This is a genomic window from Rothia sp. HMSC069C03, assembly GCF_001811075.1.
GTDB lineage: Bacteria > Actinomycetota > Actinomycetes > Actinomycetales > Micrococcaceae > Rothia > Rothia mucilaginosa.
Window position 1 is genome coordinate 114,443 of record NZ_KZ627135.1, and the last position, 26,681, is coordinate 141,123.

At 58.2% G+C, this 26,681-nt stretch carries 23 protein-coding genes and 1 tRNA gene; 14 read left to right on the plus strand and 10 right to left on the minus strand.

The window, feature by feature from the left end:
- Positions 1–78 precede the first annotated feature (78 nt).
- Both HMPREF2779_RS02615 and HMPREF2779_RS02620 read right to left on the minus strand, forming a co-directional pair.
- Positions 79–1,485: a class II fumarate hydratase gene (locus HMPREF2779_RS02615; RefSeq protein ID WP_105360755.1), complete on the minus strand. Its 1,407-nt coding sequence runs from the start codon at positions 1,483–1,485 to the stop codon at positions 79–81.
- A 224-nt stretch (positions 1,486–1,709) separates the two neighbouring features.
- The gene (locus HMPREF2779_RS02620; RefSeq protein ID WP_005508935.1) at positions 1,710–2,429 is read right to left on the minus strand and encodes a carbonic anhydrase; all 720 of its coding nucleotides are present in this window, start codon (positions 2,427–2,429) and stop codon (positions 1,710–1,712) included.
- Between the two features lie 417 nt (positions 2,430–2,846).
- On the opposite strand from HMPREF2779_RS02620, the gene glpX reads away from it, so the two are divergent.
- Positions 2,847–3,854: a class II fructose-bisphosphatase gene (gene glpX, locus HMPREF2779_RS02625; RefSeq protein ID WP_049327916.1), complete on the plus strand. Its 1,008-nt coding sequence runs from the start codon at positions 2,847–2,849 to the stop codon at positions 3,852–3,854.
- A gap of 181 nt (positions 3,855–4,035) precedes the next feature.
- Here the strand turns inward: glpX and HMPREF2779_RS02630 are convergent, their stop codons facing one another.
- The 3 genes from HMPREF2779_RS02630 to HMPREF2779_RS02640 form a co-directional block, all read right to left on the minus strand.
- On the minus strand, positions 4,036–5,037 hold the full coding sequence (locus HMPREF2779_RS02630; protein WP_105360756.1) for a lipid II:glycine glycyltransferase FemX: 1,002 nt from the start codon (positions 5,035–5,037) through the stop codon (positions 4,036–4,038).
- A gap of 19 nt (positions 5,038–5,056) precedes the next feature.
- On the minus strand, positions 5,057–5,695 hold the full coding sequence (gene purE, locus HMPREF2779_RS02635) for a 5-(carboxyamino)imidazole ribonucleotide mutase (protein ID WP_049346784.1): 639 nt from the start codon (positions 5,693–5,695) through the stop codon (positions 5,057–5,059).
- 99 nt (positions 5,696–5,794) lie between these two features.
- Positions 5,795–6,985 carry a 5-(carboxyamino)imidazole ribonucleotide synthase gene (locus tag HMPREF2779_RS02640; RefSeq protein WP_070686260.1) on the minus strand — a complete coding sequence of 397 codons (1,191 nt, stop codon included), beginning with the start codon at positions 6,983–6,985 and terminating at the stop codon, positions 5,795–5,797.
- Positions 6,986–7,348: 363 nt separating this feature from the next.
- On the opposite strand from HMPREF2779_RS02640, the gene HMPREF2779_RS02645 reads away from it, so the two are divergent.
- The gene (locus HMPREF2779_RS02645) at positions 7,349–7,966 is read left to right on the plus strand and encodes a GtrA family protein (RefSeq protein ID WP_070686262.1); all 618 of its coding nucleotides are present in this window, start codon (positions 7,349–7,351) and stop codon (positions 7,964–7,966) included.
- Positions 7,967–8,144: 178 nt separating this feature from the next.
- Here HMPREF2779_RS02645 and HMPREF2779_RS02650 read toward each other — a convergent pair whose 3' ends face one another.
- On the minus strand, positions 8,145–8,945 hold the full coding sequence (locus tag HMPREF2779_RS02650; RefSeq protein ID WP_070686264.1) for a TIGR03089 family protein: 801 nt from the start codon (positions 8,943–8,945) through the stop codon (positions 8,145–8,147).
- Between the two features lie 655 nt (positions 8,946–9,600).
- Between HMPREF2779_RS02650 and HMPREF2779_RS02655 the strand changes: the two genes are divergently transcribed.
- The 3 genes from HMPREF2779_RS02655 to HMPREF2779_RS02665 all read left to right on the plus strand — a co-directional run bounded on the left by HMPREF2779_RS02655 (position 9,601) and on the right by HMPREF2779_RS02665 (position 11,747).
- On the plus strand, positions 9,601–10,017 hold the full coding sequence (locus HMPREF2779_RS02655) for a WhiB family transcriptional regulator (RefSeq protein ID WP_070686266.1): 417 nt from the start codon (positions 9,601–9,603) through the stop codon (positions 10,015–10,017).
- Positions 10,018–10,037: 20 nt separating this feature from the next.
- Positions 10,038–10,265, plus strand: a complete 228-nt coding sequence (locus HMPREF2779_RS02660) for a DUF3499 family protein (protein WP_070686268.1) — start codon at positions 10,038–10,040, stop codon at positions 10,263–10,265.
- Between the two features lie 171 nt (positions 10,266–10,436).
- Entirely contained in the window at positions 10,437–11,747 is a 1,311-nt protein-coding gene (locus HMPREF2779_RS02665; protein WP_233992222.1) for a TIGR01906 family membrane protein, read from the plus strand.
- Positions 11,748–11,952: 205 nt separating this feature from the next.
- Here HMPREF2779_RS02665 and HMPREF2779_RS02670 read toward each other — a convergent pair whose 3' ends face one another.
- Positions 11,953–13,599 carry a dolichyl-phosphate-mannose--protein mannosyltransferase gene (locus HMPREF2779_RS02670; protein ID WP_105360758.1) on the minus strand — a complete coding sequence of 549 codons (1,647 nt, stop codon included), beginning with the start codon at positions 13,597–13,599 and terminating at the stop codon, positions 11,953–11,955.
- A 185-nt stretch (positions 13,600–13,784) separates the two neighbouring features.
- Between HMPREF2779_RS02670 and rsmI the strand changes: the two genes are divergently transcribed.
- The 7 genes from rsmI (at position 13,785) to HMPREF2779_RS02705 (ending at position 21,335) form a co-directional block, all read left to right on the plus strand.
- Complete coding sequence (gene rsmI / locus HMPREF2779_RS02675) at positions 13,785–14,732, plus strand: 16S rRNA (cytidine(1402)-2'-O)-methyltransferase (RefSeq protein WP_105360759.1); 948 nt, start codon at positions 13,785–13,787, stop codon at positions 14,730–14,732.
- Between the two features lie 69 nt (positions 14,733–14,801).
- Positions 14,802–15,875, plus strand: coding sequence for a TatD family hydrolase (locus tag HMPREF2779_RS02680; RefSeq protein WP_070686276.1), 1,074 nt, complete (start codon positions 14,802–14,804; stop codon positions 15,873–15,875).
- A gap of 231 nt (positions 15,876–16,106) precedes the next feature.
- Positions 16,107–16,934, plus strand: coding sequence for a glycosyltransferase family 25 protein (locus tag HMPREF2779_RS02685; RefSeq protein WP_070686278.1), 828 nt, complete (start codon positions 16,107–16,109; stop codon positions 16,932–16,934).
- Between the two features lie 327 nt (positions 16,935–17,261).
- A complete protein-coding gene (locus HMPREF2779_RS02690) occupies positions 17,262–18,083 on the plus strand; it encodes a glycosyltransferase family 25 protein (RefSeq protein WP_070686280.1) in 822 nt (273 codons plus the stop codon).
- 38 nt (positions 18,084–18,121) lie between these two features.
- Positions 18,122–18,994, plus strand: a complete 873-nt coding sequence (rsmA, locus tag HMPREF2779_RS02695) for a 16S rRNA (adenine(1518)-N(6)/adenine(1519)-N(6))-dimethyltransferase RsmA (protein WP_070686282.1) — start codon at positions 18,122–18,124, stop codon at positions 18,992–18,994.
- 68 nt (positions 18,995–19,062) lie between these two features.
- Positions 19,063–20,064 carry a 4-(cytidine 5'-diphospho)-2-C-methyl-D-erythritol kinase gene (locus HMPREF2779_RS02700; RefSeq protein WP_070686284.1) on the plus strand — a complete coding sequence of 334 codons (1,002 nt, stop codon included), beginning with the start codon at positions 19,063–19,065 and terminating at the stop codon, positions 20,062–20,064.
- Between the two features lie 77 nt (positions 20,065–20,141).
- A complete protein-coding gene (locus HMPREF2779_RS02705; protein ID WP_105360760.1) occupies positions 20,142–21,335 on the plus strand; it encodes a glycosyltransferase in 1,194 nt (397 codons plus the stop codon).
- 78 nt (positions 21,336–21,413) lie between these two features.
- On the opposite strand, the gene HMPREF2779_RS02710 is transcribed toward HMPREF2779_RS02705, so the two are convergent.
- The 3 genes from HMPREF2779_RS02710 to HMPREF2779_RS02720 all read right to left on the minus strand — a co-directional run bounded on the left by HMPREF2779_RS02710 (position 21,414) and on the right by HMPREF2779_RS02720 (position 24,820).
- Positions 21,414–22,355, minus strand: a complete 942-nt coding sequence (locus HMPREF2779_RS02710; RefSeq protein ID WP_105360761.1) for a glycosyltransferase family 2 protein — start codon at positions 22,353–22,355, stop codon at positions 21,414–21,416.
- A gap of 1 nt (position 22,356) precedes the next feature.
- A complete protein-coding gene (locus HMPREF2779_RS08955; protein ID WP_158676576.1) occupies positions 22,357–22,839 on the minus strand; it encodes an acyltransferase in 483 nt (160 codons plus the stop codon).
- A gap of 151 nt (positions 22,840–22,990) precedes the next feature.
- Positions 22,991–24,820, minus strand: a complete 1,830-nt coding sequence (locus tag HMPREF2779_RS02720) for an ABC-F family ATP-binding cassette domain-containing protein (RefSeq protein WP_105360762.1) — start codon at positions 24,818–24,820, stop codon at positions 22,991–22,993.
- 234 nt (positions 24,821–25,054) lie between these two features.
- Between HMPREF2779_RS02720 and HMPREF2779_RS02725 the strand changes: the two genes are divergently transcribed.
- Positions 25,055–25,125 (plus strand) — tRNA-Gln (locus HMPREF2779_RS02725).
- An 87-nt stretch (positions 25,126–25,212) separates the two neighbouring features.
- On the plus strand, positions 25,213–26,667 hold the full coding sequence (gene glmU, locus HMPREF2779_RS02730; RefSeq protein WP_105360763.1) for a bifunctional UDP-N-acetylglucosamine diphosphorylase/glucosamine-1-phosphate N-acetyltransferase GlmU: 1,455 nt from the start codon (positions 25,213–25,215) through the stop codon (positions 26,665–26,667).
- The last annotated feature ends 14 nt before the right edge of the window (positions 26,668–26,681 follow it).

Below are 26,681 nucleotides of genomic sequence, written 5' to 3' on the forward strand. Positions count from 1 at the left end.
GCGACCCGCCGTCATGGCGAGTCGCCCCTCCCTCTATGGTTAAGCCGCGAACCTCAGGCGAGGTTCAGGCGGGTGAGATTAGAAGTTGCCCAGCATCTTGGTGACGTCCAGAGCCGCATCCAGCTGCTCCTCAGTCACTTCGCCGCGCTCCACATAGCCCAGAGCCACAACTGCCTCGCGGACAGTCACCTTGTGAGCCACCGAGTACTTAGCGATCTTCGCAGCAGCCTCGTAACCAATCAGCTTGTTCAGCGGGGTCACGGTCGACGGCGAAGCCTCAGCCAGGAAGCGGCAACGGTCAACATTAGCGGTCAGACCGTCAATCATCTTCTCAGCCGAAACGCGAGAAACATTAGCGAGCAGGCGAATCGACTGCAGCAGGTTAGCAGCCATCACCGGAATACCCACGTTCAGCTCAAACGCGCCGTTAGTGGAAGACAGAGCAATGGTTGCGTCATTACCGATGACCTGAGCGGCAACCATGATGGTAGCCTCACAAATCACGGGGTTGACCTTACCGGGCATAATCGAGGAGCCGGGCTGCAGATCGGGGATGTGCAGCTCGCCCAGACCGGTGTTCGGGCCCGAACCCATCCAGCGGATGTCGTTGCTGATCTTCATCAGGCCGTACGCCAGGGTGCGCAGCTGACCGGAAACCTCAATCAGGCCGTCGCGGTTAGCCTGAGCCTCGAAGTGGTTACGAGCCTCGGTCAGGGGCAGGCCGGTCTCCTCAGCGAGCAGCTCAATCACGCGAGCGGAGAAGCCGTCCGGGGTGTTAATGCCGGTACCCACAGCGGTACCGCCCAGGGGAACCTCAGCCACGCGGGGCAGGGAAGCGTTCACACGCTCAATGCCGTAACGCACGGTTGCGGCGTAGCCGGAGAACTCCTGGCCCAGGGTGATGGGGGTTGCGTCCATCAGGTGGGTACGACCGGACTTCACAACGTCCTTGAATTCAACGGACTTGCGCTCCAGGGACTCAGCGAGCACCTCGAGAGCGGGAATCAGGTCCTTCACCAGAGCCTCGGTCACAGCAACGTGCACGGAGGTGGGGAAGACATCGTTGGAGGACTGGGAAGCGTTCACGTGGTCATTGGGGTGAACCTCAATGCCCTTGGACTCCAGGGAACGGGATGCCAGAGTTGCCAGAACCTCGTTCGTGTTCATGTTCGAGGAGGTACCGGAACCGGTCTGGAAAACGTCAATGGGGAAGTGGGCGTCGTACTTACCGGTTGCTACCAGATCCGCTGCGTCGCGGATAGCCTGGGCGCGCTCAGCGTCGAGCACCTTGAGTTCCTCATTGGCGGTCGCGGCTGCCTTCTTCACGAGGGCGAGCGCACGAATATGGGCGGATTCGAGGGTCTGACCCGAAATCGGGAAGTTCTCGACTGCGCGCTGGGTCTGTGCACGGTAGAGTGCATCAGCCGGAACGCGAACTTCGCCCATGGTGTCATGTTCAATGCGGTATTCAATGTTTTCAGCCATATCTCTAGGATAGGCGTTCAAAGTGGCTTACGTCGCCTCGAAAAGGTGTCAAAAGAGGAAAAACGCTCATAAATTTTGAGGCGTGAGAAGGCGTGTAAAAACCCCGCCCCGGTAGATGTGCGAACACGCTACCGTGGCGGGGGTATCCCATAGAAAAATCTGTTGTTAAGTGCGAGCATGTGGGTTCTCGCGCTAAGGCTCGTAATAAGCGGAGAAGAGGAAACCTAGTCCAGGTTCTCAGCAACCACAACGCGCGGGGGAGTCTTCACGACCACCGGAAGCGTCTGAGTCGGCGGGTTCTGCGCGTCGTTCTTCTCCTCCGGCAGGGTCAGGTCCTGCGAGCTGAACACCAGCTCCGCCTTACCCTCCTTCAGATGGTAGAAGACACCAATCACGGCGACCTTGCCCTCAACCACCGCATCCGAAATGATGTGGGACTGCTCAATAATGCGGATGGCGGTCTGGCGGGTGTGCTCACGCACCATGTCGTTAACGACCGGGTTCTCCGGCAGCTTCGGGGACATCACCGAAGGCAGGATGTGCTGCACCAGGTTACGGATGAAGCCGTGCGGCATCTCACCGGACTCCAGGGACTTGCTGGCCGCAGTCACAGCACCGCAGGAGTCGTGACCGAGAACCATCACAATGGGGGTCTCAAACTCATCAACCGCGTACTCCAACGAACCGAGCGCCGCGTTCTCCAGGACGTGGCCGGCGGTACGCACCACGAACGCGTCGCCCAGGCCCAGGTCAAAAATAATCTCTGCCGCGAGGCGAGAGTCACCGCAACCGAAAATCGAGGCGAACGGGAACTGACCCGATGCCAGGTCGGTACGGCGAATCGTGTCCTGGTTGGGGTGCTCATTGCTACCCTCAACAAAACGGCGGTTACCGTCCTTCAGACGCTTCCATGCTTCTGCGGGAGTCGGTTGGATGCCAGCCATGTGATGCTCCTTAGCGGACAAATACAGATAACGCGTGCCGTCGGAGCCAGCGAATCTGCGAACGGGTATGTGGGGCTTCAGGCGCTCGCGCTGAAGCTGAGTTTCTCGCCGGGAGCCTCCCGGAGAAAGAACCTACCTCAAATATGCCTTAAATATGCGAAAAATAGCTAGTTTGGCGCGCCTTCACAACACCCAAAATCAGTGCCTCAGAGTGTATGAAGTGCCGAAGAGAGATGAAGCCCTCACAGATTTGCCGCATCTGCTCACCTTAAAGTCAACACGCACGCAAACTCGTTCAGAACAAGAAAAACGAAGCGCTCGCGCGCTATCCTGAAAGGAGCACTACTGCGTCGGCGACTTCGTGCTGGAAAGAACCAGCCAGCCGACGGTGTATTCAGAAATCTCGAAGGTGAGTCTATGACTACGAACAACAACCACGGCGATCGCAACCTCGCAATGGAACTGGTCCGCGCGACTGAAGCTGCAGCAATTGCTGCAGGCCCCTGGGTCGGCGCAGGCGAAAAGAACCTCGCAGATGGTGCAGCCGTAGACGCAATGCGTTACCGCCTCTCCACCGTCAACTTCAACGGAACTGTTGTCATCGGTGAAGGCGAGAAGGACAAGGCTCCCATGCTGTACAACGGCGAGAACGTCGGCGACGGCTCCGGTCCCTCCCTCGACGTGGCGGTTGACCCCATCGACGGTACCCGCCTGACCGCACTCGGCATGGACAACGCCCTCTCCGTGATTGCTGTGGCAGACGGCGGCACCATGTTCGACCCCTCCGCAGTGTTCTACATGGAGAAGCTGGTCACCGGCCCCGAAGCCGCAGAGTTCGTCGACCTGCGCCTGCCCGTCAAGCAGAACCTGCACCTGGTCGCTAAGGCTAAGGGCAAGAAGGTCAGCGAGCTGACCGTATGCGTGCTGGACCGCCCCCGCCACGCCAAGCTGATCCAGGAGATTCGCGAGGCAGGCGCCCGTACCCGCATCATCCTCGACGGTGACGTCGCCGGCGCTATCGCAGCCTGCCGCGAAAACACCGGCGTGGACCTCATGCTCGGTACCGGCGGCACCCCCGAAGGCGTTGTCGCAGCATGCGCTATCAAGGCAACCGGTGGCGTTATCCAGGGCCGCCTGGCACCGACCGACGAGGCAGAGCGTGAAAAGGCACTGGAAGCCGGCCACGACCTCGACCGCGTGCTGACCACCAACGACCTGGTCACCAGCGACAACTGCTTCTTCGCCGCAACCGGTATCACCGACGGTAAGCTGCTGCGCGGCGTGCGTTACAGCAAGAACGTTGTGACCACCCAGTCGCTGGTTATGCGTTCCTCCTCCGGTACCGTGCGTACCGTTGAGGCAGAACACCGCCTCTCCCGCCTGCGCGAGATCCTCTCGCACACCAAGAGCCCCGAAGAGCAGTAATCTTCGAAGAGCAGTAATCTTCGCCCCCGCAAGGGCTGAGGAGCCGCGCTAAGACTCCTCAAACATTGCACATACATACACAGGGAGCCGCCCCCACCGAAGAACTCGGTGAGGGCGGCTCCCTCGTATATTTAGCTTTTAGTTCTCAGGATACGCCCCAGTAGCGGTGCGCCTGAACCCGTTAGCGAGAGCGGAAAGACTGAACCTTCGCCTTCGCCTTCGACACAGCATCACGAACAGCCGGACGAGCCTTGTACGCCAGCGTGTAGGCGCGGTAGCCCAGCGAGGTTACCGGAACATCCCAGGTGCCCGGGTACTCCACCGACTCGCCGCCGAAGGACTTCTTGAACTTGGTGAAACCAGCCCACTCGTGGTCCGGCTGATCCTCCGGCGCAATACCGAAGAGGTCAACGTACTTCAGACCCTTACGCTTAGCGTCCAGGATAAAGTTCGTCACCACCACAACACCTGCACTAAGGTTGCGGTGCTCGAAGGAAGCCGCAGCGTGCGCGTAGGTGCGGGTGTCATCCGAATCGTACACAAACGCCGCCGCAATCGGGGTGCTCTTACCGTTCTCATCGGTCAGCTTCGCAATGTACAGGGACGCCGCACCGGCGGGCATCAGCACGCGAGCAACCTGCATCAGGTACTCATCCTGCTGACGGTTAAAACCGTTACGGTCCGCGGTTTCCTCGAGGAAGCCGAAGAGAATCGTCATATCCGAGGGATTGGTCGACACCTCAACGGTCACGCCCTTTTTGTGGAGATTACGATGACGATTACGGTAACTGGAGCTCATTCCCTTGAGGATTTCGTCCTCAGTGCCCGAAAGATCAATAATCTGAGTGTGCGAAGGCTGCACCTGGCGAGGAGCCAGAACCGCACCGCGACGAGCCAAGAAAGCAGCCGCATCCTGATCGCCCCAAATAGCGGATTCAGTAGGCTCAATGCGCACAAACAGGCAACGAAGCTTCGCGGCCTCTTCCTTCAACGACGCGAGAGCCTCATCAAAAGCCACAGCGCTGGAGGCGACCGGTCCGTACGGGCTGTACAGGTAGCGGCCGGTAGCGCCGCCCTCAACGGTTGCAAGGTACGACCAGCCGTTACCGCTCTTACGAATTACGGTGTGACCATTAGATTCCTGAAAACGTGCCCAAATATCGGACTGAAGAATATTGCTCATCCTTCTAGTGTATCCGAGCTTAGGGAACGTAAGCCTGGGGCTCCGACGACGCTTCGGGAGCGGAAGCGGGGCGGGGTGCGGAGGAGCTTTCCTCCGCCTCGCGCTCAGCGGCTGCCTTAGCCTTTGCATCAGCAACGCGGGTGCGCAGAGCCGCGCCCTTGTCCATGGCGCTCTGGCGCAGATCCTGAGAGAACTGACGCAAATCAGCATGAACCTGCTGAGCAAATGCATCGGTACCCGAACCCAAAATACGCAGAGCCAGCAGACCCGCATTGCGAGCACCGTTAATGGAGACGGTAGCTACCGGAACACCAGCGGGCATCTGAACAATCGACAGCAGCGAATCCATACCCTCGAGGTTCTTCAGGCGTACCGGAACACCAATCACGGGCAACGCGGTGACGGAAGCGAGCATACCGGGCAGGTGAGCGGCCCCGCCGGCACCGGCAATAATCACGCGAATACCGCGGCTGTGAGCCTTCTTGCCGTACTCAATCATGTCCTCGGGCATGCGGTGTGCAGAAACAACATCAGCCTCGTAAGGGATGCCGAACTCGTCCAGAACCTCGGCTGCGGCCTCCATGACCGACCAATCCGAATCCGAACCCATCACAATGCCAACAATGGGCTGGGAAGAATCATAGGGAGACTGAGACATAATCCTCATATCCTTTCAGGATGCGGTGGCGAACCACCATCAACAGGGTGCGTCGGATACGCAGGATGCTCTCACCCCACGCACCGGCTAAAACAGGGGCTACAGGGGGCGGCCGTCACGCAAAATGGAGGCGGCATTCGCGGCGCTATGGCGCAGCGCCTCAAGCTCAGCCACCGTGCCAGAAATATTCACGTGACCAATCTTGCGGCCCGGACGAGTCTCCTTGCCGTAGAAGTGGATCTTTGCGCGCGGTTCAGCCGAAAGCGCCAGCGGGTAGACACCGAAAATGTCTTCGTTCTCGCCGCCCAGATAGTTCTTCATTACGGCAACACCCTCCAGCACGGAGGTATCACCCAGCGGCAGGTCGAGTACCGCACGCAGGTGCTGCTCGAACTGGCTGGTCACCGAGCCGTCCTGAGTCCAGTGGCCGGTGTTGTGCGGGCGCATCGCCAGCTCGTTGATGTAGAAGCCCGCGGGGGAGCCGGGCACCTCAAACATCTCAACAGCCATTACGCCGGTCACGCCCAGCTCGGAGGCAATGGTCACCGCAGCGGCCGCGGCAGCCTCAGCGATCTCGGGGTCCAGGTCCTGTGCGGGTGCAATGACCTCATCACAGATGGAGTTCACCTGGATGGTCTCAACAACCGGCCAGGGGCGCACCTCGCCGCTTTCACGGCGAGCCACCAGCGCGGAGAGTTCACGGGTAAAAGGAACCTTCTCCTCGGCAAGCAGAGCCGAGAAATCAGTGCGGGAAGGCAGCTGCTCGAACCATTCGGCGCTGCGCTCGCGAGCCTCCTCGGGGGAATCCAGAACGAGTACGCCCTTGCCGTCGTAGCCGCCGCGCGGGGTTTTCAGCACTACGGGCCAGCCAATTTCATCGCCGAAGGCGAGCAGTTCGTCCAGGGTAGAAACCTTAGCCCAGCGGGGGTTCGGCAGGCCCAGACGCTCAACGGCAGTGCGCATCAGGAGCTTGTCCTGAGCGTACTGGAGAGCTTCGGGACGGGGCTGAACATTCACACCCTCCGCCATGAGGGTGCGCAGAAATTCGGTGGGCACATGCTCATGGTCGAAAGTGATGACATCCTTGCCGCGAGCAAATTCGCGGAGGGTGTCCAGATCTTTGTAGTCCCCGACGGGTGCGGTACGTACCGCTGCCACGGCGCCAACGGTGGGCGCCTCCGCGAGAATCTGCAGGTTCAGGCCAAGGTTAGTTGCTACGGGAGCCATCATGCGGGCCAGCTGGCCTCCGCCGATGACGCCAATTACGGGTCCAGTCACAGGGTAAGTCACATCACCTAAGTGTACCGGGTTCGGAGATCCTGTGGGAGCAAGACCACAATAAGGTCACAGAATAAGTTCAATGGGGATGCGGAGCCCAATATTTGGGCGTGAATACCGGAAGAAATCGTAAAAACCTGCCTTCTGCGCGGCCGGGGAGAGAGGAAACTATCAGCGCATGATGAAAAGAATCCACCCGGTAGCTGAGAGGTCTATGGAAAAACTCCCAAAGGGACAAACAACGCACCGGGACTGTATTAACATATAAGAGCTTGTAAAAGAGGCCGAAGCACCACGCAGTGACAACGTAACCAACGCTCACCGTCGCAGCATTGGCACCTTTTTCCCGATAAATCTCCGCTAGATAGGTCCCGCATGAGCGCACAGACGAAACCGACCCTCACCGAACGCTTGAAATCCCTCTGGGACAGCTACGGTATTGAGGTTCTCAAATTCGGTACCGTGGGCGGTGCAGCCTTCATCGTGAACTCTGTGACGGTGTGGGTGCTGATGATGACCATCATGTCGGAGTCCCACACCAAGGCGAAGGTCGTTGCAAGTATTGTCGCAACTATCTTCTCCTGGCTCATGAACCGACTGTGGACCTTCCGCGACTCCCGCTCCGAAAACTGGAAGCGTGAAGCGGTCGAATTCGGTCTGGTCAACCTGCTCGGTATTCTCGTTGAAGCAGGCTGTGTGGCATTCAGCACCTACGTGCTGAACCTGCGCACCCCCGAGGCGTCCTTCATCTCCGGTACGATCATCGGTACCATTCTGGGCACCATTCTTCGCTACTTCCTCTACCGCTTCTGGGTATACGGTTCGCACCGCCAGAAGGTTGAAGCGGGCGAAGGTACCGACCACGAGGAGCTCGGCCGTATGTTTGATGAGGCCGCCGCCATTCTTGACGGCGAAGAACCTGCAGCACGTAAGGCAACCTCTGAAGCAACTGCACCTGAGGTACAGTCGAAGCCGGGCTCGCAGAACTCCTAAGCTCCTCGGATTGAACTCCTCAGATTGTAGAAGTAGCTTAGTTAGAACGTGGTATAACGATTCATCCCCCGACACGAACGGTGTCGGGGGATGAATCGTTTAAAGACCTATATGTTTGTTCGCGCTCCGTATGATTGGTAGCTTTCCGTGTGATTTTTCAGGCAACAGGGGAGGGATGCTATGCGTGGGGAATCTCCGCCGCACGCTCGGCAACCATCAAAGACGCCAGCTGCTCATCCTGCCAGTTGACGCTCGGGTCAGCCACAAACACCGCATGGCCCGAGACCAAAATAGCTAGCACCTCCAGCAGGGCGTTCAGGGTCGCCTCCGAGGCATCAAAACCGTAGTCGGGGCTCAACTCCAAAGCGAGCGCACGCTGCCTCGAAGGTAGCGTATAGCCCACCGTACGATAGGCCTGTGCCTGCGTGAGAGCCTGCTCGTAGGCTTCCGCGTAGCTGAAACCCTCAATGATTTCTGCCGAACCATCGGGAAGCAGGCCCGAGTACTGATCGCCAAAGCTACGCACCAGAGCGCAGTAATCGAGCACCTCCTCGGCGTGCGGAGCCAGTGCCTGCAGATCGCCGGTGTAGGAAAGCGCCAGCGGTGCACGGTCAACCGCCAGAAGGTACGCGGAGTCATTCGTATAGCTCGCCTCCTGCTCGGTGCAGACCGCGGCAACCAGCGGCTCATCCTGATCGAGGAGAGCACCCACGCGCAGCGCCGCCAGGCCCAGAACAATAGTACGCCAGTGCAGGGGAGCCTGAAGATCAAAACCCTCGCCGGGCGCCAGTTCACATTCTTCAACTAGCAGGTTTGCGCTCTTATCTACCCAGTTCATGAGGACCCTGCCGGAGAGTTCAATGCGCTCGCCGTTTGCCGAGTACCAGATGAGGGCGGGGGTCTGCTGGCTGCTGAGCTTCTCAAAGAAGCGGTTCAGAGTTGTAGGCACGGATGCGCCGGTGGGGGAGAGAGTAACCATGGGTTTCACTCTACCGCACCGGGGGTGGAGCGGTCAGGGAGAATGCGCTCGGTACTAAAAGATGCAAAGGTAAAGTAAAAACGCCTAAGGGTGCCCTAAAAACCTAATGGTTCAAAATGTTTGACAGTCCTAAAGCCTCATTTTGGTAATGTGGTATAAAAATAAGTTGGAAATGTAAATGCTTCGCAATGCCTCGGAAAAATATTCAGAAACTGCATAGTGAAAAAGATAAGTTTTCCTTATCTAATTATTAGATTCTTTCCCCGAGCTTGAGATGGGATGGGTGAGGGTGGTCGCCGTAAGCCCTTATATTTGCAATCAGGATGCGAAATTTGCAGGCGGTGGAAACTAACCCTGGAGAAGGGGAAACTTGAGGTGCTCTTTAGGTGTGAGTGAGGGCAAGTGGCATGCTTGAAAATATATAAAGGTCAAATTTACATTAAATATGACGCCCCTAACACATACATCTAAATATTGTTTAAGTCTAGTTTGACGAAACGGCGTGTCGCACGTCTAATAGATATATAAGCGTGTTTGCTCTGGAAGGGACAGTAGAGGCCAAGGCAAACCATGCCATACCATACACACTAAGATTCCGTCCACGACGGATCCGCAGACTCATTAAGCTCACAATGAGAACACAGAAGGAAAACCCATGGGCTCCTACATTGCATCGGACCGCTCCATCGCGGCCGCGCGCGCATCAGGCGCTCAGCACCGTAGCATGAATCCCACTCAATCTCTCGAAAAAGCCTCCGACGCCTTTCTCGCAGACGCAGAACGAAACATGCCTGCCTGCACCGACGTATGGACCGCAGCGGCAGGGTGCTACGGAACCGAAGGCGAAGACGGAGAACTCGCCTGGCAAGCTGAAGCACTCTGCGCCCAGACCGATCCCGAAGCCTTCTTCCCCGAGAAGGGCGGCTCCACCCGAGACGCCAAAAGGGTATGCGGTGTATGCCCCGTGCGCGAAGAATGTCTACAATATGCAATGGACAATGACGAGCGCTTCGGAATCTGGGGCGGGCTGTCAGAACGTGAACGCCGCCGACTGCGCAAGCAGGCGAGCTAAGCCAGGAAGGTACCACCCACATGCAGACCGCACGACTGTGCTCCCGCCAAACCTGCCAGCGAGAGGCGACTGTTACTCTCCACTACTCCTACGCAGACTCCACGGCAATCATTGACGCACTCTCAGAATTCCGCGAACCCCACGCCTACGACCTCTGCGACGAACACGCCGCACGGCTGACGGCACCGCAGGGTTGGCGAGTGGTCTACAAGGTACCCGTCCAGGGTTCGGACACCACCGAATCCTAGAATTCGAACCCAAGAATTTAAACACCCGAATGCAAAGAACCTTCCGCGAATTCATGCGGAAGGTTCTTTGCGTATGAGAAACTGGCAGATAGTACAGACACCCGCAACTCACTCAAACACCGATCACTCGAAAAGAACGCGAGATCCATGAGCAAAGAAACACACCGAGGAATGTGGGGCGCACTGCGCCCGGCCATCCGCCGAAATAGCGCCGAAGAACTCCTCAAAGCTCGCCGAGCAGAGACCGTGACCAGCGAACCGGCACCGCACACCGGAGCCTTCGGCCGCATCGCAGCAGACGTACCCACCGTCGCCGAAGAACCCGACCTGCCTACCGGCTCCGTACCCGTCGTCCCCGCACGCAGCAAACTCCGCGAACAGGGCGTCGGCACCCGCGTACGCACCCGCACCAACGTCTCCACCGGCTTCGTGCCCCTCGTACGCGATTCGCAGAGCACCCCCAAAAACCCGACGCTCAGCGACCTCAACCGCGAAACCATGCAGAAGGCCGCCGAAGCAGAAGCAGCTGCAGCAGCAGAAGCCGAAAATGCGGCTGAAGCAGAAGCCGTCGCTACCGCGGATGCGGCAAGTACCTCCACCGCCGGACGCAAGTACCGCACCGAAACCACCCGCACCGGTCACACCCACGCGGTCGCAGACCCCAACGCGCCGCTGTCCTCCCTGGCGGCCTCGCCCGAAGCAGCAGAACGCGCTGCAGCTCGCGAAGACGCCGTGGAAGACACCCCGCGTTTCCTCAAGCTCCGCGCTACCCTCATCGCGCTCACCGTACCGCTGACCGTACTCATGATCGCGATCCGCGCTGTAGCCTCCGCACCCTTCCTCTGGCTCGAATACCACCGCTCCGGATTCCCCGAAGACAGCTACGGCTACTACCTTATCGAGAGGATGCGCCTGGGCTCCTACTGTGTGGATTACATCAACAACTTCGCGCCGCGAGAATACCTCGCCCGCGTCACCACCGGCGCCGACAATACCCTCGCCTTCACCGAAGCAGAAGTGAACCACATGCACGACGTGAAATGGGTACTGCTCATCGCCACCGTAGCTGTTGCCGCACTCTTCCTGCTGACGCTCTTGAGTAGCATCTCCCTGCGCGAGCGCGCCCCCGGAACCATCCGCCGCAGCCTCTTCTGTGGCGCGTGGATTACCCTGGGACTCATCGCGGTGCTCGGCGTTGTGGGCTTCTTCGGTTGGGAATGGCTGTTCACTACCTTCCACCAGGTATTCTTCCCGCAGGGCAACTGGGAGTTCTCCGTACGAAGCTCCCTCATCCGCCTCTATCCGCCGCAATTCTGGATCGATGCAGCAATCGCCGTAGCGGTCCTCGTGACCGCGCAGATTATCCTCCTGCTCGTGACCACCTGGCCTACCAAATACCGCAAGCTCAAGGCAGAACGCCGCCGCCAGGAACGCCAGGAGCTGCGCGTCAAGCTCGCCTCCGCACGAGTCGGCGACAACTAAAAATCATCAGCCACTTCACCGTGCAAGCCAGTGCGGAAAGGGCACAACAAAGGGGGCTGGGCTCTACCACACGGTAGAACCCAGCCCCCTTCGCTATACCTAAGTTTGCATCGCTCGCGCCGCGGCCCGGGCCTAAAACCAAGCCTAGAACCAGGACTAAAACACCAGCCTAGATCCGCCTAAAACCCATGCCCAAAAACCGAGCTTAAATCCAGGACTTAAACCACATATGCGAATACCACTGCTCATACGGAATCACCTGAGCAGTCCACAACGGCATAAAGTACGCGCTCAACACCAGCACACCCACCAGGTAAATCGCCACCAGCGTCACGCCCAAACGAGCACGCAACACCGAACCACGAGAACCCGACAGCACCAGACCCAAAACACCCGCCAACAGCAGGATCAGGAACGGCTCAAAGGACAGGGCGTAGAAGTAGAACATCGTGCGAGTCGGGTACATAAACCACGGGAAATAGCCCGCACCGAACACAACCAGCAGCGCGCCAAAACGCCAATCCCGCTTCAGCAGCAGAACCAGAAGCGCCACAATAATAGCCGGAATAAAAGCCCACCAAATCGCCGGGTTACCGATATTCAAAATAGCCTCGGAACAGGACTTCACGGTACAACCCGAAGAACCCAGCTTCGGCGACTCATAGTAGTACGAGGTCGGGCGGCCCAAAACCAGCCACTGCCACGCCTGCGAAGAATATGTATGCGGGCTGCTCAAACCAGAATGGAACTTAAATGCCGAGACATGGTACTCCCACAGGGAACGCAAATCCTCAGGAAGCCACATGACACCCTTGCCCGGGTTCTCAACCGCCCAGCGGCGGAAATACGCATTCGAGGACTGGAACCAGCCCGCCCAGGTGCTCAGATACACCAGCAGGCCCACACCAATCATCTGGAAGAACGCGGGGATGCCGTCACGCACCAGCGCCGTCAAACCCCACTTGTTCAGACCCACAATACGGCGAGCATTAATATCCCAAAACACCGTCAGCAGACCCATCGCCGCAATGAAGAACAACGAATTCCACTTCACGCCCACCGCGGCACCGGCACACACACCGGCAGTGAAACGCCACAGGCGCAGACCCATGATCGGGCTCCACGGCATCGGCGGAAGCACACCGCTATTCTGACGTGCCGCCTCCGCAATATTGCGCGCCAACACGCGCCGCGCCTGAATACGGTCAAGCACCAGACACGCAAAAGTCGCCAAAATCCAGAACATCTGGAAAATATCCAGCAGAGCCAAACGAGACTCCACCAGCATCAGACCATCCACAGCAACCAGCAGCGCCGCAATAGTCGCCACCGTCATCGAACGGAACAGCAACCAGCCAACATAGGCAATCAACGCCACCGACAGGGTGCCAATCACCGCAGCAGAAACACGCCAACCAAAGGGATTATTATCACCAAAAATTGCCATGCCCGCGGCAATCATCCACTTACCCAACGGCGGATGCACCACATACTCCGGCGAATCCGTCAACAGACCCGACGGGTGACCCGCAACAAAGGAAGCATTAGCCTCCTTCGACCAGCTCAACTCGTAGCCATAATGCACATACGAGTAGGCATCCTTGGCGTAGTACGTCTCATCAAAAACAATGGCATTCGGATGCGCTAAATTATAAAAACGCAGAATGCCGGCAACCAGCACAATCAATGCAGGCGCCAACCAACCCCAACGCGGGGCACGAATATAGGCAACAGCGAGCGCATCCAGCAGAGAATCGAGGCTGTAACGATTACGTCCAGACGAAGAACGGGTCGAAACAGCCGGACCAGCCGGAGCGGCAGATGCGGGAGAAAGTAGCTTAGGTATCTTCACCCCATCAATCCTAAAGGGTCAGAAGGCACGATGCACCATTTCAGCCCGTGAACGGCATATATGACGCACCCGGCAAGCCCGCCCACGCTAGCTACTTCTACCGGCGAGCTCACCCGGCACCGGATTGAGCGCGGGCGTTACACTTAGTGGGTACACGAAGACCAGACACACACATGAGGCCTGCCATGACCGCACCCGCAGAATACACCGAAGAAACCACCGACCCCTCAGAAACGGTCGAGGCACCCCAGACTGACACCGCTGATACCGCTGATACTGCCGTCACCTCCGAAGAAGGCGGCGTGCTCATCCTCGGCGGCACCCCCATCGGTAACCTCGCCGACGCCTCCGATCGACTGCGCTCAGCCCTCGCCACCGCAGACCTCATCGCCGTGGAAGACACCCGCAAGCTACGAACCCTCGCCTCCGGGCTTGGTGTGCGCACCCGCGGCCGCATCATTGTCAACCACGACCACAACGAAGCCGAACGCAGCGAAACCATCGTGCAGGCGGTACAGGATGGTCAGCGTGTGCTGCTGCTCTCGGACGCGGGCATGCCCACCATCTCCGACCCCGGTTACGTTGCCGCCGCAGCCGTCGCAGAAGCCGACCTGCCCGTCACCGTTGTGCCCGGCCCCTCCGCAGCGTTGACCGCGCTTGCGCTCTCCGGCCTACCCACCGGACGATTCACCTTCGAAGGTTTCCTCGCCCGCAAGGGCTCCGAGCGCACCCGCCGCCTCGCATCGCTGGCGGGGGAGGAGCGCACCATGATCTTCTACGAATCCCCGCACCGCACCGCCGCAACCCTGGCAGACTTCGTGCAGACCTTCGGTGCCGACCGCCGCGGAACTGTCAACCGTGAGCTAACCAAGCTCCACGAAGAGGTTCGACGCGGTACCCTGGCAGAGCTTGCCGAATGGGCTGAGTCTGAACGCGTCCGCGGCGAAATCGTCATTATCGTTGAGGGTGCACAAGCCCCCGAAACCCCCGAAGCGCAGGACGTCGTGCAGCTGGTCCTCGACCGTGTAGCTGGCGGCGAGCGTCTCAAGAGCGCCTGCGCCGCGGTTGCCGCTGAGACCGGCACCTCCAAGCGTGACCTGTACGAGGCGGCACTGGTTGCCCGCTCCGAATAACTCAGATTCACCGCGTAGCTTTACCCCCCCCCAAGTTTTACCCCGCAGTTTTATCCCGAGGATTTATCAATGTGTCAGAGCCATCCCGGTCCTGAAATCACCCAGGAGTACCTGAACTCCCTCGCCACCCTGGTGAACTACACCCTGCCCACCCCCGCGGCACTCCAGGCAACCGCCCTGCCTAACGGCTGGGCACCTGTCCCCGGTGAAGTACCCGCACCCTATCAGGCGGAACTCTACACCGGCATCAGCGACGCCGAAGGCGGAGAAGGAACCCGCCGCCGCTCCACCACCGGCGAGAACGGCCGCAGCCGCAACCTGGTATTCCCGCCCGCCCCCGAGCCGCTGCCGTACCCCATCGTGGATAACCACACCCACATGGATCTGCTCGACGGCGAAGTAGAAATCAGCGCCCGCGACGCACTCGACGCTGGTGAAAAGCTCGGCATCGCCGCCATTGTGCAGGTCGGATGCGATATCCCCTCCTCCCTGTACGCGGTCGCCGCCGCGCAGGCTGATGAGCGTGTCCTCGCTGCCATCGCGATTCACCCCAACACCGCCCCCGAACTGGCTGCAACCGGTCAGCTGGAGGCGGCGCTAGCCACCCTCGACGAGCTCGCCACCGCCGACCGTGTACGCGCTATTGGTGAGACCGGCCTGGACTATTTCCGCACCGGTGAAGAAGGCATGGAGGCGCAGCACTACAGCTTCCGCGAGCATATTCGCATTGCGAAGAAGCACAGCCTGGCGCTGCAGATTCACGACCGCGATGCGCACGAGGATGTTGTGCGCATCCTGGATGAAGAGGGCGCACCGGAACGTACCGTGTTCCACTGCTATTCGGGTGGCCCGGAGCTTGCCGCAATCTGCAATGAGCGCGGCTGGTACATGAGCTTTGCCGGCACAGTGACCTTCAAGAATTCGAAGGGTATTCAGGAGTCGTTGGCGATGTCTCGCCCGGAGCTGATTTTGGCTGAGACGGATGCACCGTTCTTGACCCCGCATCCGTTCCGTGGCCGCCCGAATGCGTCCTACATGACGAACTACACGGTGCGGTTCATGGCGGCTCACCGCGGCGAGGAACTGGAGGCGCTCTGCCGCCGTATCCGTGAGAATTCGGAGCGGGTTTACGGTCAGTGGTAGGCGTGTAGTACACCCTGTAGCGGGTAGCTACTCTGAGTCGCCTCGCGGTGCGTGTCTGTGTGCTAGACTGTAGCAACTACAAACAATTCACTCAAACAGCTATGCCATGATCTGGTCTGCTGTATTTAGGCACGTATGGTGCCTCAATAACGTGTTCAAAATTTGGTGCTGCAAACATCCCTGCAAGAGTTTATGTTGAGCACCCCATGGCTGGTGCTTTAGGAGGACACTATGGCAAAGATTCTGAAGTATGTTCTGGGCCTGGATGGCGCGAACCGTTTTGAATCGTTCTATTCGGTGGGCGTACCCGCGAAGGATTTTGTTCGTTATTCTGCGGTGGATAACCGTGATGATCACGTCACTGATGACGAATTTGACGTTGAGTTTTTCCGCAATCGCTGGCATCGCGACCCTAGCCCCGCGGAGAAGGGTTGCATGCTCAGCCACGTGAAGATGTGGGAGGACTTTGTCGCCTCGGATGCTGACTGGGCTCTGATTGCTGAGGATGACAGCCTTATTTCTCCGGATGCTGAGGCGGTGGTGAATGCAATCATCACCAAGTACCCGCAGGTTCAGATGGTGAACCTGTCCGATGGGCACACGTTCAAGGCGGGCACCATGAACCCGCGCATGGACTATATTCGCCTGTCTTTGCTGTCTCCTTTTGTACACAGTAAGTACCGTATGGGTAAGCTGTACGGTTCGACTCGTCTGGCCTGCACCGGTCTGTACCTGATTTCCCGTTCGGGTGCTGAGCTGCTGCTTAAGCAGTTTGAGGATAAGGTGCCGGGCACTGTGGCTGACGATTACAAGCTGTACCAGCAGTGGGGTGTGGATGCGCGTTTTGTGCAGCCCGGCCTGTGTGATTGGGAGGGTAGTAGCGTCATCCTAGATTCCGGTAAGAGTCACCTGGAGATGCTGACTGAGAAGCAGAAGGGTGTGAACGCTTTGGATCGCCTGCGTATTGCCTTGGCTCCGAAGAAGCGTATTACGAACGCTAAGAACGCTCTGGACGCCACTCTTGATGAGGTAAAGCAGCGCCTGGGCAAGGTGAAGTAAACAAGCTTTTTTGCGCAGTCCCTCTCCGTCACATATATGGTGGGGAGGGATTTTTTACGGGTATTTCATATTTTGCGTGTGAGATTGTGCACAAAGTGTGAGACATAACAGGAAGCTGTGCGCCAATTACTGGGGCTATCTTAGCTTGGGTGATAGGGTATTTTATACATATCATTCACTCACTAACTAGGCAGTATGTCATGGTGCGCGTGCGCTTTCGGCGTGCCCCGTATATGCTGCTGCCGAGTCAATACTTCGGCAACTCATGCAGGGCGCATGTCGTTTCACGCTAAGGCTGTATGGGCGTGCCACAGAAAAGGGAACACCATGGCAAAAGTCCTAAAATACGTCCTTGGTATGGACAATAAGAATCGCTTTGAATCTTTCTATTCGGCGGGTGCGCCTGCCCAAGATTTTGTGCGCTACTCTGCCGTAGATAACCTTGACGGCCATGTCACTGATGAAGAATTTGATGTTGATTTTTTTCGATCCCGTTGGCATCGTGACCCGAAAAACGCCGAACGAGGATGTATGCTCAGCCACCTGAATATGTGGCGTGATTTTCTAGCAAGTGATGCTGACTGGGCCCTCATTGCTGAGGACGACATTATTATCTCCGCAGATGCTGAGCCCGTAGTGCAGAATATTATTGCTAAGTATCCGCAAGTCCAGATGGTTGTTCTCTGTGATGCCTTCGCGCTCGAAGCGGGTAAGATGAACCCGCGGGTGACATATCCTCGTATCTCTTTGCTCTCTCCGTTCGTATACGGTAAATACCGTATGGGAGGGAAGTACAGTCTGACCCGCTTGACCGGTACTGGTCTATACCTAATTTCGCGTTCCGGTGCTGAACTTCTTCTGAAGAATTTTGATAAGGGAACCCCTGGTACTGTGGCTGATGATTACCCCCTGTACGAGGAATGGGGCATGGACGTGCGCTACGTACAGCCTGGCCTATGCGATTGGGAAGGCTCTAGCCTCATCGAAGACCTTGGCATTCGCCACGTTGAAACGCTGTATAGGGGTCTGCAAGCTAATAACATTATTGGTCGCTTGCGTGTTTTGCTAGCGCCGAAGGCACGTTTGGCCAACGCTAAGAACGCCTTGCTGTCTACCGTTGAAGATGTGAAGCGTCGCCTGGCACGGTAACCTGGAGTGTAGAAACCTACACCTACCGAAGGAACACCGTGAACGATCTGCCCCTGCTCGGCCCCGCTGAGATTCGTGAGCTTGCCGAGATGCTGGGTATTCGCCCGACGAAGACTCTTGGGCAGAACTTTGTGATTGATCCGAATACGATTCGTCGTATTGTCAGCGCGGCAGAGATTTCACCGGAGGAGACGGTGCTGGAGGTTGGCCCGGGCCTGGGTTCGTTGACCCTCGGCATCCTGGATGCTGCGAAGGATATGGTTGCGGTTGAGATTGACCCGCCGCTGGCTCAGCAGCTTCCGCACACGATTGAGAAGTTCTGCCCCGAGAAAGCGGGCGATATTGATGTGGTGCTCATGGATGCTCTGAAGGTCACCGAGCTGCCCCGCACCCCGGACGCCCTGGTGGCGAACCTGCCCTATAACGTGGCGGTTCCGGTGCTTCTGCACCTATTTGCGCAGTTCTCGAGCATTCGTCACGCCATGGTGATGGTTCAGGACGAGGTCGCCGACCGTCTTTCGGCGACCCCGGGTTCGAAGATCTACGGTGTGCCCTCGGTGAAGGCTAATTGGTATGCCGAGGTGTATAAGGCGGGCGTGATTGGCAAGAACGTGTTCTGGCCTGCACCAAAGATTAACTCGGGCCTGGTGGGTTTCCGTATGCGCGAGGAGCCTCTCTCCACCGTTGACCGCGACCTGGTGTTCACGATTGTGGACGCCGCTTTCGCTCAGCGCCGTAAGACTCTGCGCGCTGCGTTGAGCTCCTGGGCGGGCTCGGGTGCGCGTGCGGAGCAGATTTTAATGGCTGCCGGTATCGCTCCGACGGAGCGCGGTGAGAAGCTGGATATTCACGGTTTTATCCGCATTGCGGAGGCTTCGCTGACTGTCCCGGCTGAGCCTGTAACGGAGTAGCTTCTTCCCGCTCTGAATTTTTCACTAACGTTCTCACGCGAGTTCCCGCGCGAAAGGTGTATACGCTGATGAGTACCGCCTCCCAGGTCGCTATTTCGGTTGATGCTCCAGGTAAGGTCAACCTGTATCTTGCCGTGGGGGATGTTCGTCCGGACGGCTACCACCCGTTGACTACGCTTTTTGCGGCGGTCTCTTTGATGGAGACCATCACGGTCTCTGAGAGGCAGATACCGGGGCTGAGCTTGAGCATGGATATTGTGCCCGGCTCCCTGGTGGATCAGCAGATGCAGGCGGGGCAGTTCGACTCTGCCGCTGTGCCGATGGATGAGCGGAATCTCGTGTATCGTGCCGCTGCGCTGATTCTTGCGGAGCACGGTATCGAATCTGCCCCGGTGCTGCACCTGCATATTGCGAAGGCTGTACCCGTGGCAGGCGGTATGGCAGGCGGCTCAGCGGATGCAGCTGCCGCCCTCATTGCTACAGACCGCTACCTGCACGCAACCGGCCGCACCGGGGCGCTCCTGACCCAGACAGATTATGAACGTCTTGCCGCGCAACTGGGCGCCGATATTCCCTTTAGCGTGCGTGCCGCGCTCGGGCAGACCCTCGCACTGGGGCAGGGGACCGGTACCGAGCTGCAGAACGTTGCGGCTCCTCGGAAACCCCTGCATCTGGTGATTGTTGCCGCGCAGTTTGGCCTCTCAACCCCCAGTGTCTTCAAACAGTTGGACGCCGGCCGCGCCTCGGCGCTGTACCCCGCCTCCGGTGAGCTGCTAGAACCCGCAGAGCTTCTCGAAGCACTGAACTCTTACGACGGTTCAGAGGCGGCGCTCGCCTCCTTGACACCGCTGCTACATAACGATCTGCAGGCTCCCGCACTTTCGTGCGCCCCGCAGCTGGAACAGACCCTGAACCTGTGTGATAGCGAGGGCGTGTACGCGTCCCTGGTGTCCGGTTCCGGTCCGACGGTGCTTCTGCTGGTTTCTTCGCAGGCTCGGGCGGAGGCTCTGGCTGCCTCTCTCCGCGCTGCGGGCAACCATGCTGTAGCTACCGAAGTAACTAGTGCATAGCTTTTTTATCTGTCACACTAGATAACGATTTATCACTCACTGACTTCTACCGTTCTCTGATTGAAAGGGAGGATACGATGAAGGTTAAAAATATTGTTGTCGCCCAGGACCGTTTTAGCCTTCTTGGCGGTATTACGACAGTTAACAGGATTTTGGGTAGGGCTTTCGAAGAAGCAGGGTACAACGTTAGCTACCTGGCTCTCTACGACAATATGGGAGATAACCCTGACGCAGTCACTCCTGATTTTATTGTTCGATCTGGTTCGCTTGTTTCGAAGACCACTCATAACAATCTGGTGTACAACAACCCCGGCCCCCTGGGCGCTGTGCTGACTGCCAAAAAGGGATTTACCGCGCTGTGGGACCGTTACAACGCGGTGCGTACCCGTCGTTACCTGCAGTCTTTGGGCGAGGAGACTGTCATTTTGACGACGATGACCAGTATCGCCACGTACCTGGTGGATTATGCGCGCTCTGCTCAGAAACAGGGGATTGGCTACCTATACGAGTTCCATAGTAGCTATGACAGCTCATACCGTCTGGACGCAGAGAAAGAGTTGCGTCAGATTTCCGATACCTTTGATTCTTTCGTTGCGCTTTCTGAAGGTGACGCGCAGCTTTTCGCCCAGTGGCTGAACCGCCCGGTGGATGCCGTATCGAACCTGAACGCATCGTTGGACCCTGCCGTTGAGCGGAAGGTTCTGGCGTTGGCTGAGCAGAAGAAACCGGTGGTGCAGTATATCGGCCGCTACTCTGAGGAGAAGGGCCTGATGCGTATCCTAGAGAGCTTTATCGCGTGTGCGACGGAGTTTCCCGAGTGGATTTTGAAGCTTAACGGTAGCGGTGGTGAAGCGATTGAGCGTCAGCTGAAGGAGCGTATTGCTTCTCTGGATTCTGTGCTAGCTGAGCGTATCGTGGTGGATGGGCCGTTGAACTCTGAGCAGGTACTTGAGGCGTATGCCGAAGCGTCGTTGACCATTGGTGCTTCAGACTTTGAGGGTGCACCGATGGCACTGCAGGAGGCGATGCGTGTGGGTACTCCTATGGTGTCGTACCCCTCATGCTGGGTTTTGCGTGATGTGCTTCCCCAGGTGGGTTACTTGGCTCAGGAGCGTAGCATAGAAGCGCTGACCGAACAGTTGCGTGTTGCGATGGGCGATGATGCGCAACGTAAGGAGAAGTCCGAGCGTTGCCTCCAGAAGGCTCAGGAATACACCCCGGAGCATATTGTTCGCCGTTGGGAAGAAGTTTTCGCCTCGATTCAGCGCTAGTCTAGGGCGCGAATATAAACCTGAATATAAGAGAATGCCGGTTCTAGATATCTAGAACCGGCATTCTTCTATGCGCGCTTAGGGGTTGTTCATGAGCTGACGTTCGTGAACCGCACGGAAACGGTACTGGAACATTCCTTCAAGAGCACCCAGGTTCGCACCGGCTTCTCGCGCACCCACCAGGCGAGTGGCGGGGGAGAGTAGAAGTGGCAGGGACTTCGCCAGGGCTATGACCGAGTACTTGATGCTGGGGCCGTTCATACCCTGATCTTTGAAACGCATCCACAGGAGTATGCGGTAGTGCTGGTAGTTGCGCTGCTGACGGAAGATTTTCTTCGGGGTGGAGCGGAGACGGTAGCGCACCAGCGAGGCGTAGGTCTTGTAGAAGGGGATACCAGTTTGGCTGACTCGCCAGGAGAAGTCGGTCTCTTCGGAACCCGCGATGTAGCTGCAGTCCATGCCGCCGATACGTAGGTATACATCGCGGGGAACGGAGAAGTTGCAGCCGGTAATTGAGGGCAGGAAACCCGCGAAGGGAGGGATCTCCGCTTCGGTCTCTACCAGGGAGGGATTCGCTAGGACCTTCTCGTCCGAGTCGAGCGGAACACCGTAGGCCTTGAGCACCTCGACGGGGTTGTCGTTGTGCAGGTTGGCGCCCGAAACAAGTGCCGGACCGTGCTCATCCTGGACCGCCAAGTGACCGTCCAGCCATCCGGTTTCTACATAGTCGTCGGAGTCGCAGAAGACGAGAATCTTGCCGCGTGCCTCACATGCGCCGACATTACGGGCGTTGGCGGGGCCCTTAATATTGCTGGAATCCACCCATCGGAGGGGATAGGGGGCGTCGAAGGCTTCGATCAGGGCGATGGTGTTATCGGTACTGCCGTTATCGCTGACGACCACCTCAAAAGAGCGGGTGGTGGTTTGCTTAGCTAGAGCCTCCAGCTGCGTTGTGATGAAGCGGGCTGCGTTGTATGCGGGGATGACGACGGATGCCTCGTACTCGTACTTTTCGCTCATATTATTCACCGAGTTTCTTGATACGGCGGGCAGGGACACCAGCATAAAGGCCATTCGGCTCGCAGTCGGAGACTACTACGGCACCCGCTGCAATCATGCATCCGGCGCCAATGGTCACGCCGGCAATGACAGATACATTCTGTCCAAGCCAGGAACCGTCACCAATCACGATGGGAGCCTCAATATTTTTGCCTGCACGCTGGCGTGAGGGGCCCATCTCGTGGCTTGCGGTGCACAGGGTAACGCGCGGTCCCAGGTAGACGCGGTCGCCGATCTGCGCGGCACGGTCGATAAAGATATCGCGGTTGACCCAGCAACCGGCGCCAATCTGGGCACCGGGAAGAATTTCGGAGCTGGGATGCACGTAGGTGCCATCACCAATGGAGACGCCAGCAGCGCGGAGTTTTTCAATGCGTGCCGCGCGACGCTTGGTTTTCTGCTTCAGAAAATGCTGATGCTTGAGCTGTTTGAGAGTGTTGAGCAATAGATACCTTCATAAGGGCGAGCGGGAAAATTACTCCCTAAAAGTGTTAAAAGCTAATACCTATAGTAACGGGATATCGTCCCGAAACGAGGCGGTATCCTGCAGAAGCAGATGAGAAATCCGCTGTTACATATGGCATATGAAGTTGGCGTTAGCCCAGCAGTTCGGAGAGTTCGAGCCAGCGCATTTCTAGCTCGTCAATCTCATCCTGAAGTGCCTGTTGCTGCTCGCCGAGCGCCGCCAAACCGGCGTAGTCAGCGGCATTGTGCGCGCTCATCTGCTCGGATAGCTTCTCCTGCTCTGTAGAGAGTTTGGCGAGGCGACGCTCAATCGCACCGGACTCCTTCTGTGCCGCACGCAGCTCGGCACCGGAGACCTTCGGGGTATCCGGCTCAGCAGAAGCCTGCGCCGAGGAGACGGCACGTGCCTGCGCGCTACCGGCAGCAGAACCGCCAGTACCGGCTGCCGAGAGCGCCAAATACTCGTCCACACCACCGGGCAGGTGACGGAACGAACCGTCAATCACGGCGTACTGCTGATCGGTCACGCGTTCCATGAGGTAGCGGTCGTGGCTAACCACCAGCAGGGTACCCGGCCAGGTATCCAGCAGATCCTCCATGGCCGCGAGCATATCGGTGTCCAGGTCGTTGGACGGCTCGTCGAGAATCAGCACGTTCGGCTCATCCAGCAGAATCAGCATGAGCTGCAGGCGACGCTTCTGACCACCCGAAAGGTCCTTGACCGGAGTGGACAGCTGCGCACTCGTAAAGCCCAAACGCTCCAGCATCTGTGAGGTGGATAGCTCCTTACCATCGGCAATGTAGCTACGCTTCTTGCGCCCAATCACATCCGAGACACGGTCGTTAGCGACCTCGTTGAGCTCATCGAGCTGCTGGGTCAGGGTCGCAATCTTCACAGTCTTACCGTGCTTGACGCGACCCTCGGTCGGCTTCAGATCACCGGTTACCAGGGAGAGCATCGTGGACTTACCCGCGCCGTTCACGCCCAGGATTCCGGTGCGCTCGCCGGGGGCAATACGCCAGGTGACCTTCTTCAGCACGGGACGCTTGCCGCCGGGCATCGAGGGGTCGTCATAGACGACGGAAACATTCTCGAGGTCGACCACGTCCTTGCCGAGGCGGGATACCGCCATCTTCTTTAGCTCAACGGTGTCACGTACGGGCGGGACGTCTGCAATGAGGGCGTTGGCGGCATCAATGCGGAACTTCGGCTTGGAGGTACGCGCGGGCGCACCGCGGCGCAGCCAAGCGAGCTCCTTGCGCATCAGGTTCTGACGCTTCGCCTCCGCTGCGGCTGCCTGACGGTCACGTTCTACACGCTGCAGAATATACGCCGCGTAGCCGCCCTCGAAGGGTTCGACGATGCGGTCGTGCACCTCCCAGGTATCGGTACAGATTTCGTCAAGGAACCAGCGGTCATGGGTAACGACCATGAGGCCGCCCGCATTCTTTGCCCAGCGGGACTTCAGATGGTTGGCGAGCCAGGTGATGGCTTCAACATCCAGGTGGTTGGTGGGCTCGTCGAGCATGAGCACGTCCCACTCCTGCGCGAGCAGTGAGGCGATTGCTACACGTCGGCGCTGACCGCCGGAGAGTGAAGAGATGGGTGCATCCCAGGGAAGGTCAGAGACCAGACCGGAGATGACATCGCGGATGCGTGCCTGCGAGGCCCATTCGTATTCGGGGGTTTCACCCACAATTGCGTAGCCGACGGTGTGGTTGTCGTCGAGGATGTCTGACTGGTCGAGGTAACCGATGCGCGTGTCGCCGCGCACGGTAACCCGGCCGGAGTCCGGTTCGAGCCGGCCGGCAAGAATCTTCATGAGGGTGGACTTGCCGTCGCCGTTGCGACCGACAATGCCGATGCGGTCGCCTTCGTTCAGGCCGACTGTGATGCCTTCAAAGATGGTTCGGGTAGGGAATTCGAGGTGCAGCGATTCGCCGCCAAGTAGATGTGCCACGCCTTCTAGGGTACAGGGTGAGTCTTTACTTCAAGTAGCGCTCCAAATTTTGATGAGGGGGTACTTGATGGCGGTGAGACAAGCTGTGGGGATTGCGGGGTGTGCGGCTAAGTTGAGCACAGATATTTGATAAACTGAGGAAAGCATTTCCTGCATTGCGTTGTTCTGTGCCCAAAATTGCGGCCATGACGATGAGGACCCGTTAGCGGGGGCTTGTCGTGAATGTAAGGATAATCCGCCATGGTGTAATGGCAGCACAGCGGCCTTTGGAGCCGTTTGTCTAGGTTCGAGTCCTAGTGGCGGAGCGTAAGCACTCAACGGCACCGTTGATAGAGAGTTAGCGGTCCGCGCTCACTCCTCACTCTTACAACCTCGTCTAAGGAGTCTTCCCAGTGAACACTGATCTGGCACCCTCTGCAGTGATTGTTCTCGCTGCAGGCGCTGGTACGCGCATGAAGTCCGCTACCCCCAAGGTCATGCACGGCATTGGTGGTCGATCCATGGTTGAGCACGCCGTCGCTGCTGCACGCGATTTGAACCCCGAGCGCCTCGCTGTTGTGGTGCGCCACCAGCGCGATAAGGTCGCTGAGCATGTGCTTGCGTTTGACCCTGAGGTAACCATCGTTGATCAGGATGAGATTCCGGGTACTGGTCGCGCGGTTGAGGTTGGTCTGAATGCCTTGGACGCGCAGGCACCCGTCTCCGGCACCGTTCTGGTGACCTACGGCGATGTTCCTCTGCTGCGCCCCGAGACCCTGCGCGAACTGATTGCCTTCCACGAAGAGGATAAGAACTCCGTAACCGTCCTGACCACCCACATTGATGAGCCCGGCGCCTACGGTCGTATTGTCCGTAACCAGGCTGGCGAAGTGACCGCCATTGTTGAGGCGAAGGACGCGTCTCCCGAAGAGCTCGAAATTACCGAGATTAACTCCGGTATTTACGCTTTTGACGCCGCTGTTCTGCGTGAGGCACTGCTCGAGGTGACCACCAACAACGCACAGGGCGAGAAGTACATTACCGACGTTCTGTCCATCGCTCGTTCTAAGGGCTACCGTACCTCCGCTCTGGCTATTGAGGACCGCTGGGAGGTTGAGGGTGCTAACGACCGCGTGCAGCTGGCTCAGCTGGGTCGTATGCTCAACAACCGCATCCTCGAGGCTCACATGCGTAACGGCGTGACCATCGTTGATCCTGAGAACACTTGGGTTGACGTCACCGTCACCATTGAGAACGACGTAACCCTGCTGCCCGGTGTGCAGCTGCACGGTTCTACCACCGTCGCTACCGGTGCTACCATTGGCCCGGACACCACCCTGACTGACATGACCGTTGAGGCTGACGCTACCGTCATCCGCGCGCACGGTCACGGCGCTGTCATTGGCGAAGGTGCAGCTGTTGGTCCGTTCGCATACCTGCGCCCCGGCACCACCCTGGGCAAGGACGCTAAGCTTGGTACCTTCTGCGAGGCTAAGAACTCGCAGATTGGTGATGGCGCAAAGATTCCGCACCTGTCCTACGTTGGCGACGCCACCATCGGTGAGGGCGCGAACATTGGCGCTGGCTCTATCTTCGCGAACTACAACGGCCTGGTGAAGAGCCGCTCCGTTATTGGCGCGCACGCCCGTATGGGTGCTGCAGGCATTTATGTTGCACCTGTTACTGTCGGTGACGGTGCCTACTCCGGCGCGGGCGCGCTAATCCGTAAGGATGTTCCTGCGGGCGCCCTCGCCTACTCTGAGACTTCCCAGCGCACTATCGACGGCTGGGTCCTGAAGAACCGTGCCGGTACTGAACCCGCCGAGGCAGCTAAAGCTGCTGGTGCGCAGGAACCGGCAGAATCCTAATTCGAGGAAAGAAC

What these genes read in the sequence shown, in the direction of transcription:
- HMPREF2779_RS02615 (WP_105360755.1), bottom strand. Translation starts at nt 1,485, where the DNA reads ATGGCTGAAAACATTGAATACCGCATTGAACATGACACCATGGGCGAA.
- HMPREF2779_RS02620 (WP_005508935.1), bottom strand. Translation starts at nt 2,429, where the DNA reads ATGGCTGGCATCCAACCGACTCCCGCAGAAGCATGGAAGCGTCTGAAG.
- glpX (WP_049327916.1), top strand. Translation starts at nt 2,847, where the DNA reads ATGACTACGAACAACAACCACGGCGATCGCAACCTCGCAATGGAACTG.
- HMPREF2779_RS02630 (WP_105360756.1), bottom strand. Translation starts at nt 5,037, where the DNA reads ATGAGCAATATTCTTCAGTCCGATATTTGGGCACGTTTTCAGGAATCT.
- purE (WP_049346784.1), bottom strand. Translation starts at nt 5,695, where the DNA reads ATGTCTCAGTCTCCCTATGATTCTTCCCAGCCCATTGTTGGCATTGTG.
- HMPREF2779_RS02645 (WP_070686262.1), top strand. Translation starts at nt 7,349, where the DNA reads ATGAGCGCACAGACGAAACCGACCCTCACCGAACGCTTGAAATCCCTC.
- HMPREF2779_RS02650 (WP_070686264.1), bottom strand. Translation starts at nt 8,945, where the DNA reads ATGGTTACTCTCTCCCCCACCGGCGCATCCGTGCCTACAACTCTGAAC.
- HMPREF2779_RS02655 (WP_070686266.1), top strand. Translation starts at nt 9,601, where the DNA reads ATGGGCTCCTACATTGCATCGGACCGCTCCATCGCGGCCGCGCGCGCA.
- HMPREF2779_RS02660 (WP_070686268.1), top strand. Translation starts at nt 10,038, where the DNA reads ATGCAGACCGCACGACTGTGCTCCCGCCAAACCTGCCAGCGAGAGGCG.
- HMPREF2779_RS02665 (WP_233992222.1), top strand. Translation starts at nt 10,437, where the DNA reads ATGTGGGGCGCACTGCGCCCGGCCATCCGCCGAAATAGCGCCGAAGAA.
- rsmI (WP_105360759.1), top strand. Translation starts at nt 13,785, where the DNA reads ATGACCGCACCCGCAGAATACACCGAAGAAACCACCGACCCCTCAGAA.
- HMPREF2779_RS02680 (WP_070686276.1), top strand. Translation starts at nt 14,802, where the DNA reads ATGTGTCAGAGCCATCCCGGTCCTGAAATCACCCAGGAGTACCTGAAC.
- HMPREF2779_RS02685 (WP_070686278.1), top strand. Translation starts at nt 16,107, where the DNA reads ATGGCAAAGATTCTGAAGTATGTTCTGGGCCTGGATGGCGCGAACCGT.
- HMPREF2779_RS02690 (WP_070686280.1), top strand. Translation starts at nt 17,262, where the DNA reads ATGGCAAAAGTCCTAAAATACGTCCTTGGTATGGACAATAAGAATCGC.
- HMPREF2779_RS02700 (WP_070686284.1), top strand. Translation starts at nt 19,063, where the DNA reads ATGAGTACCGCCTCCCAGGTCGCTATTTCGGTTGATGCTCCAGGTAAG.
- HMPREF2779_RS02705 (WP_105360760.1), top strand. Translation starts at nt 20,142, where the DNA reads ATGAAGGTTAAAAATATTGTTGTCGCCCAGGACCGTTTTAGCCTTCTT.
- HMPREF2779_RS02710 (WP_105360761.1), bottom strand. Translation starts at nt 22,355, where the DNA reads ATGAGCGAAAAGTACGAGTACGAGGCATCCGTCGTCATCCCCGCATAC.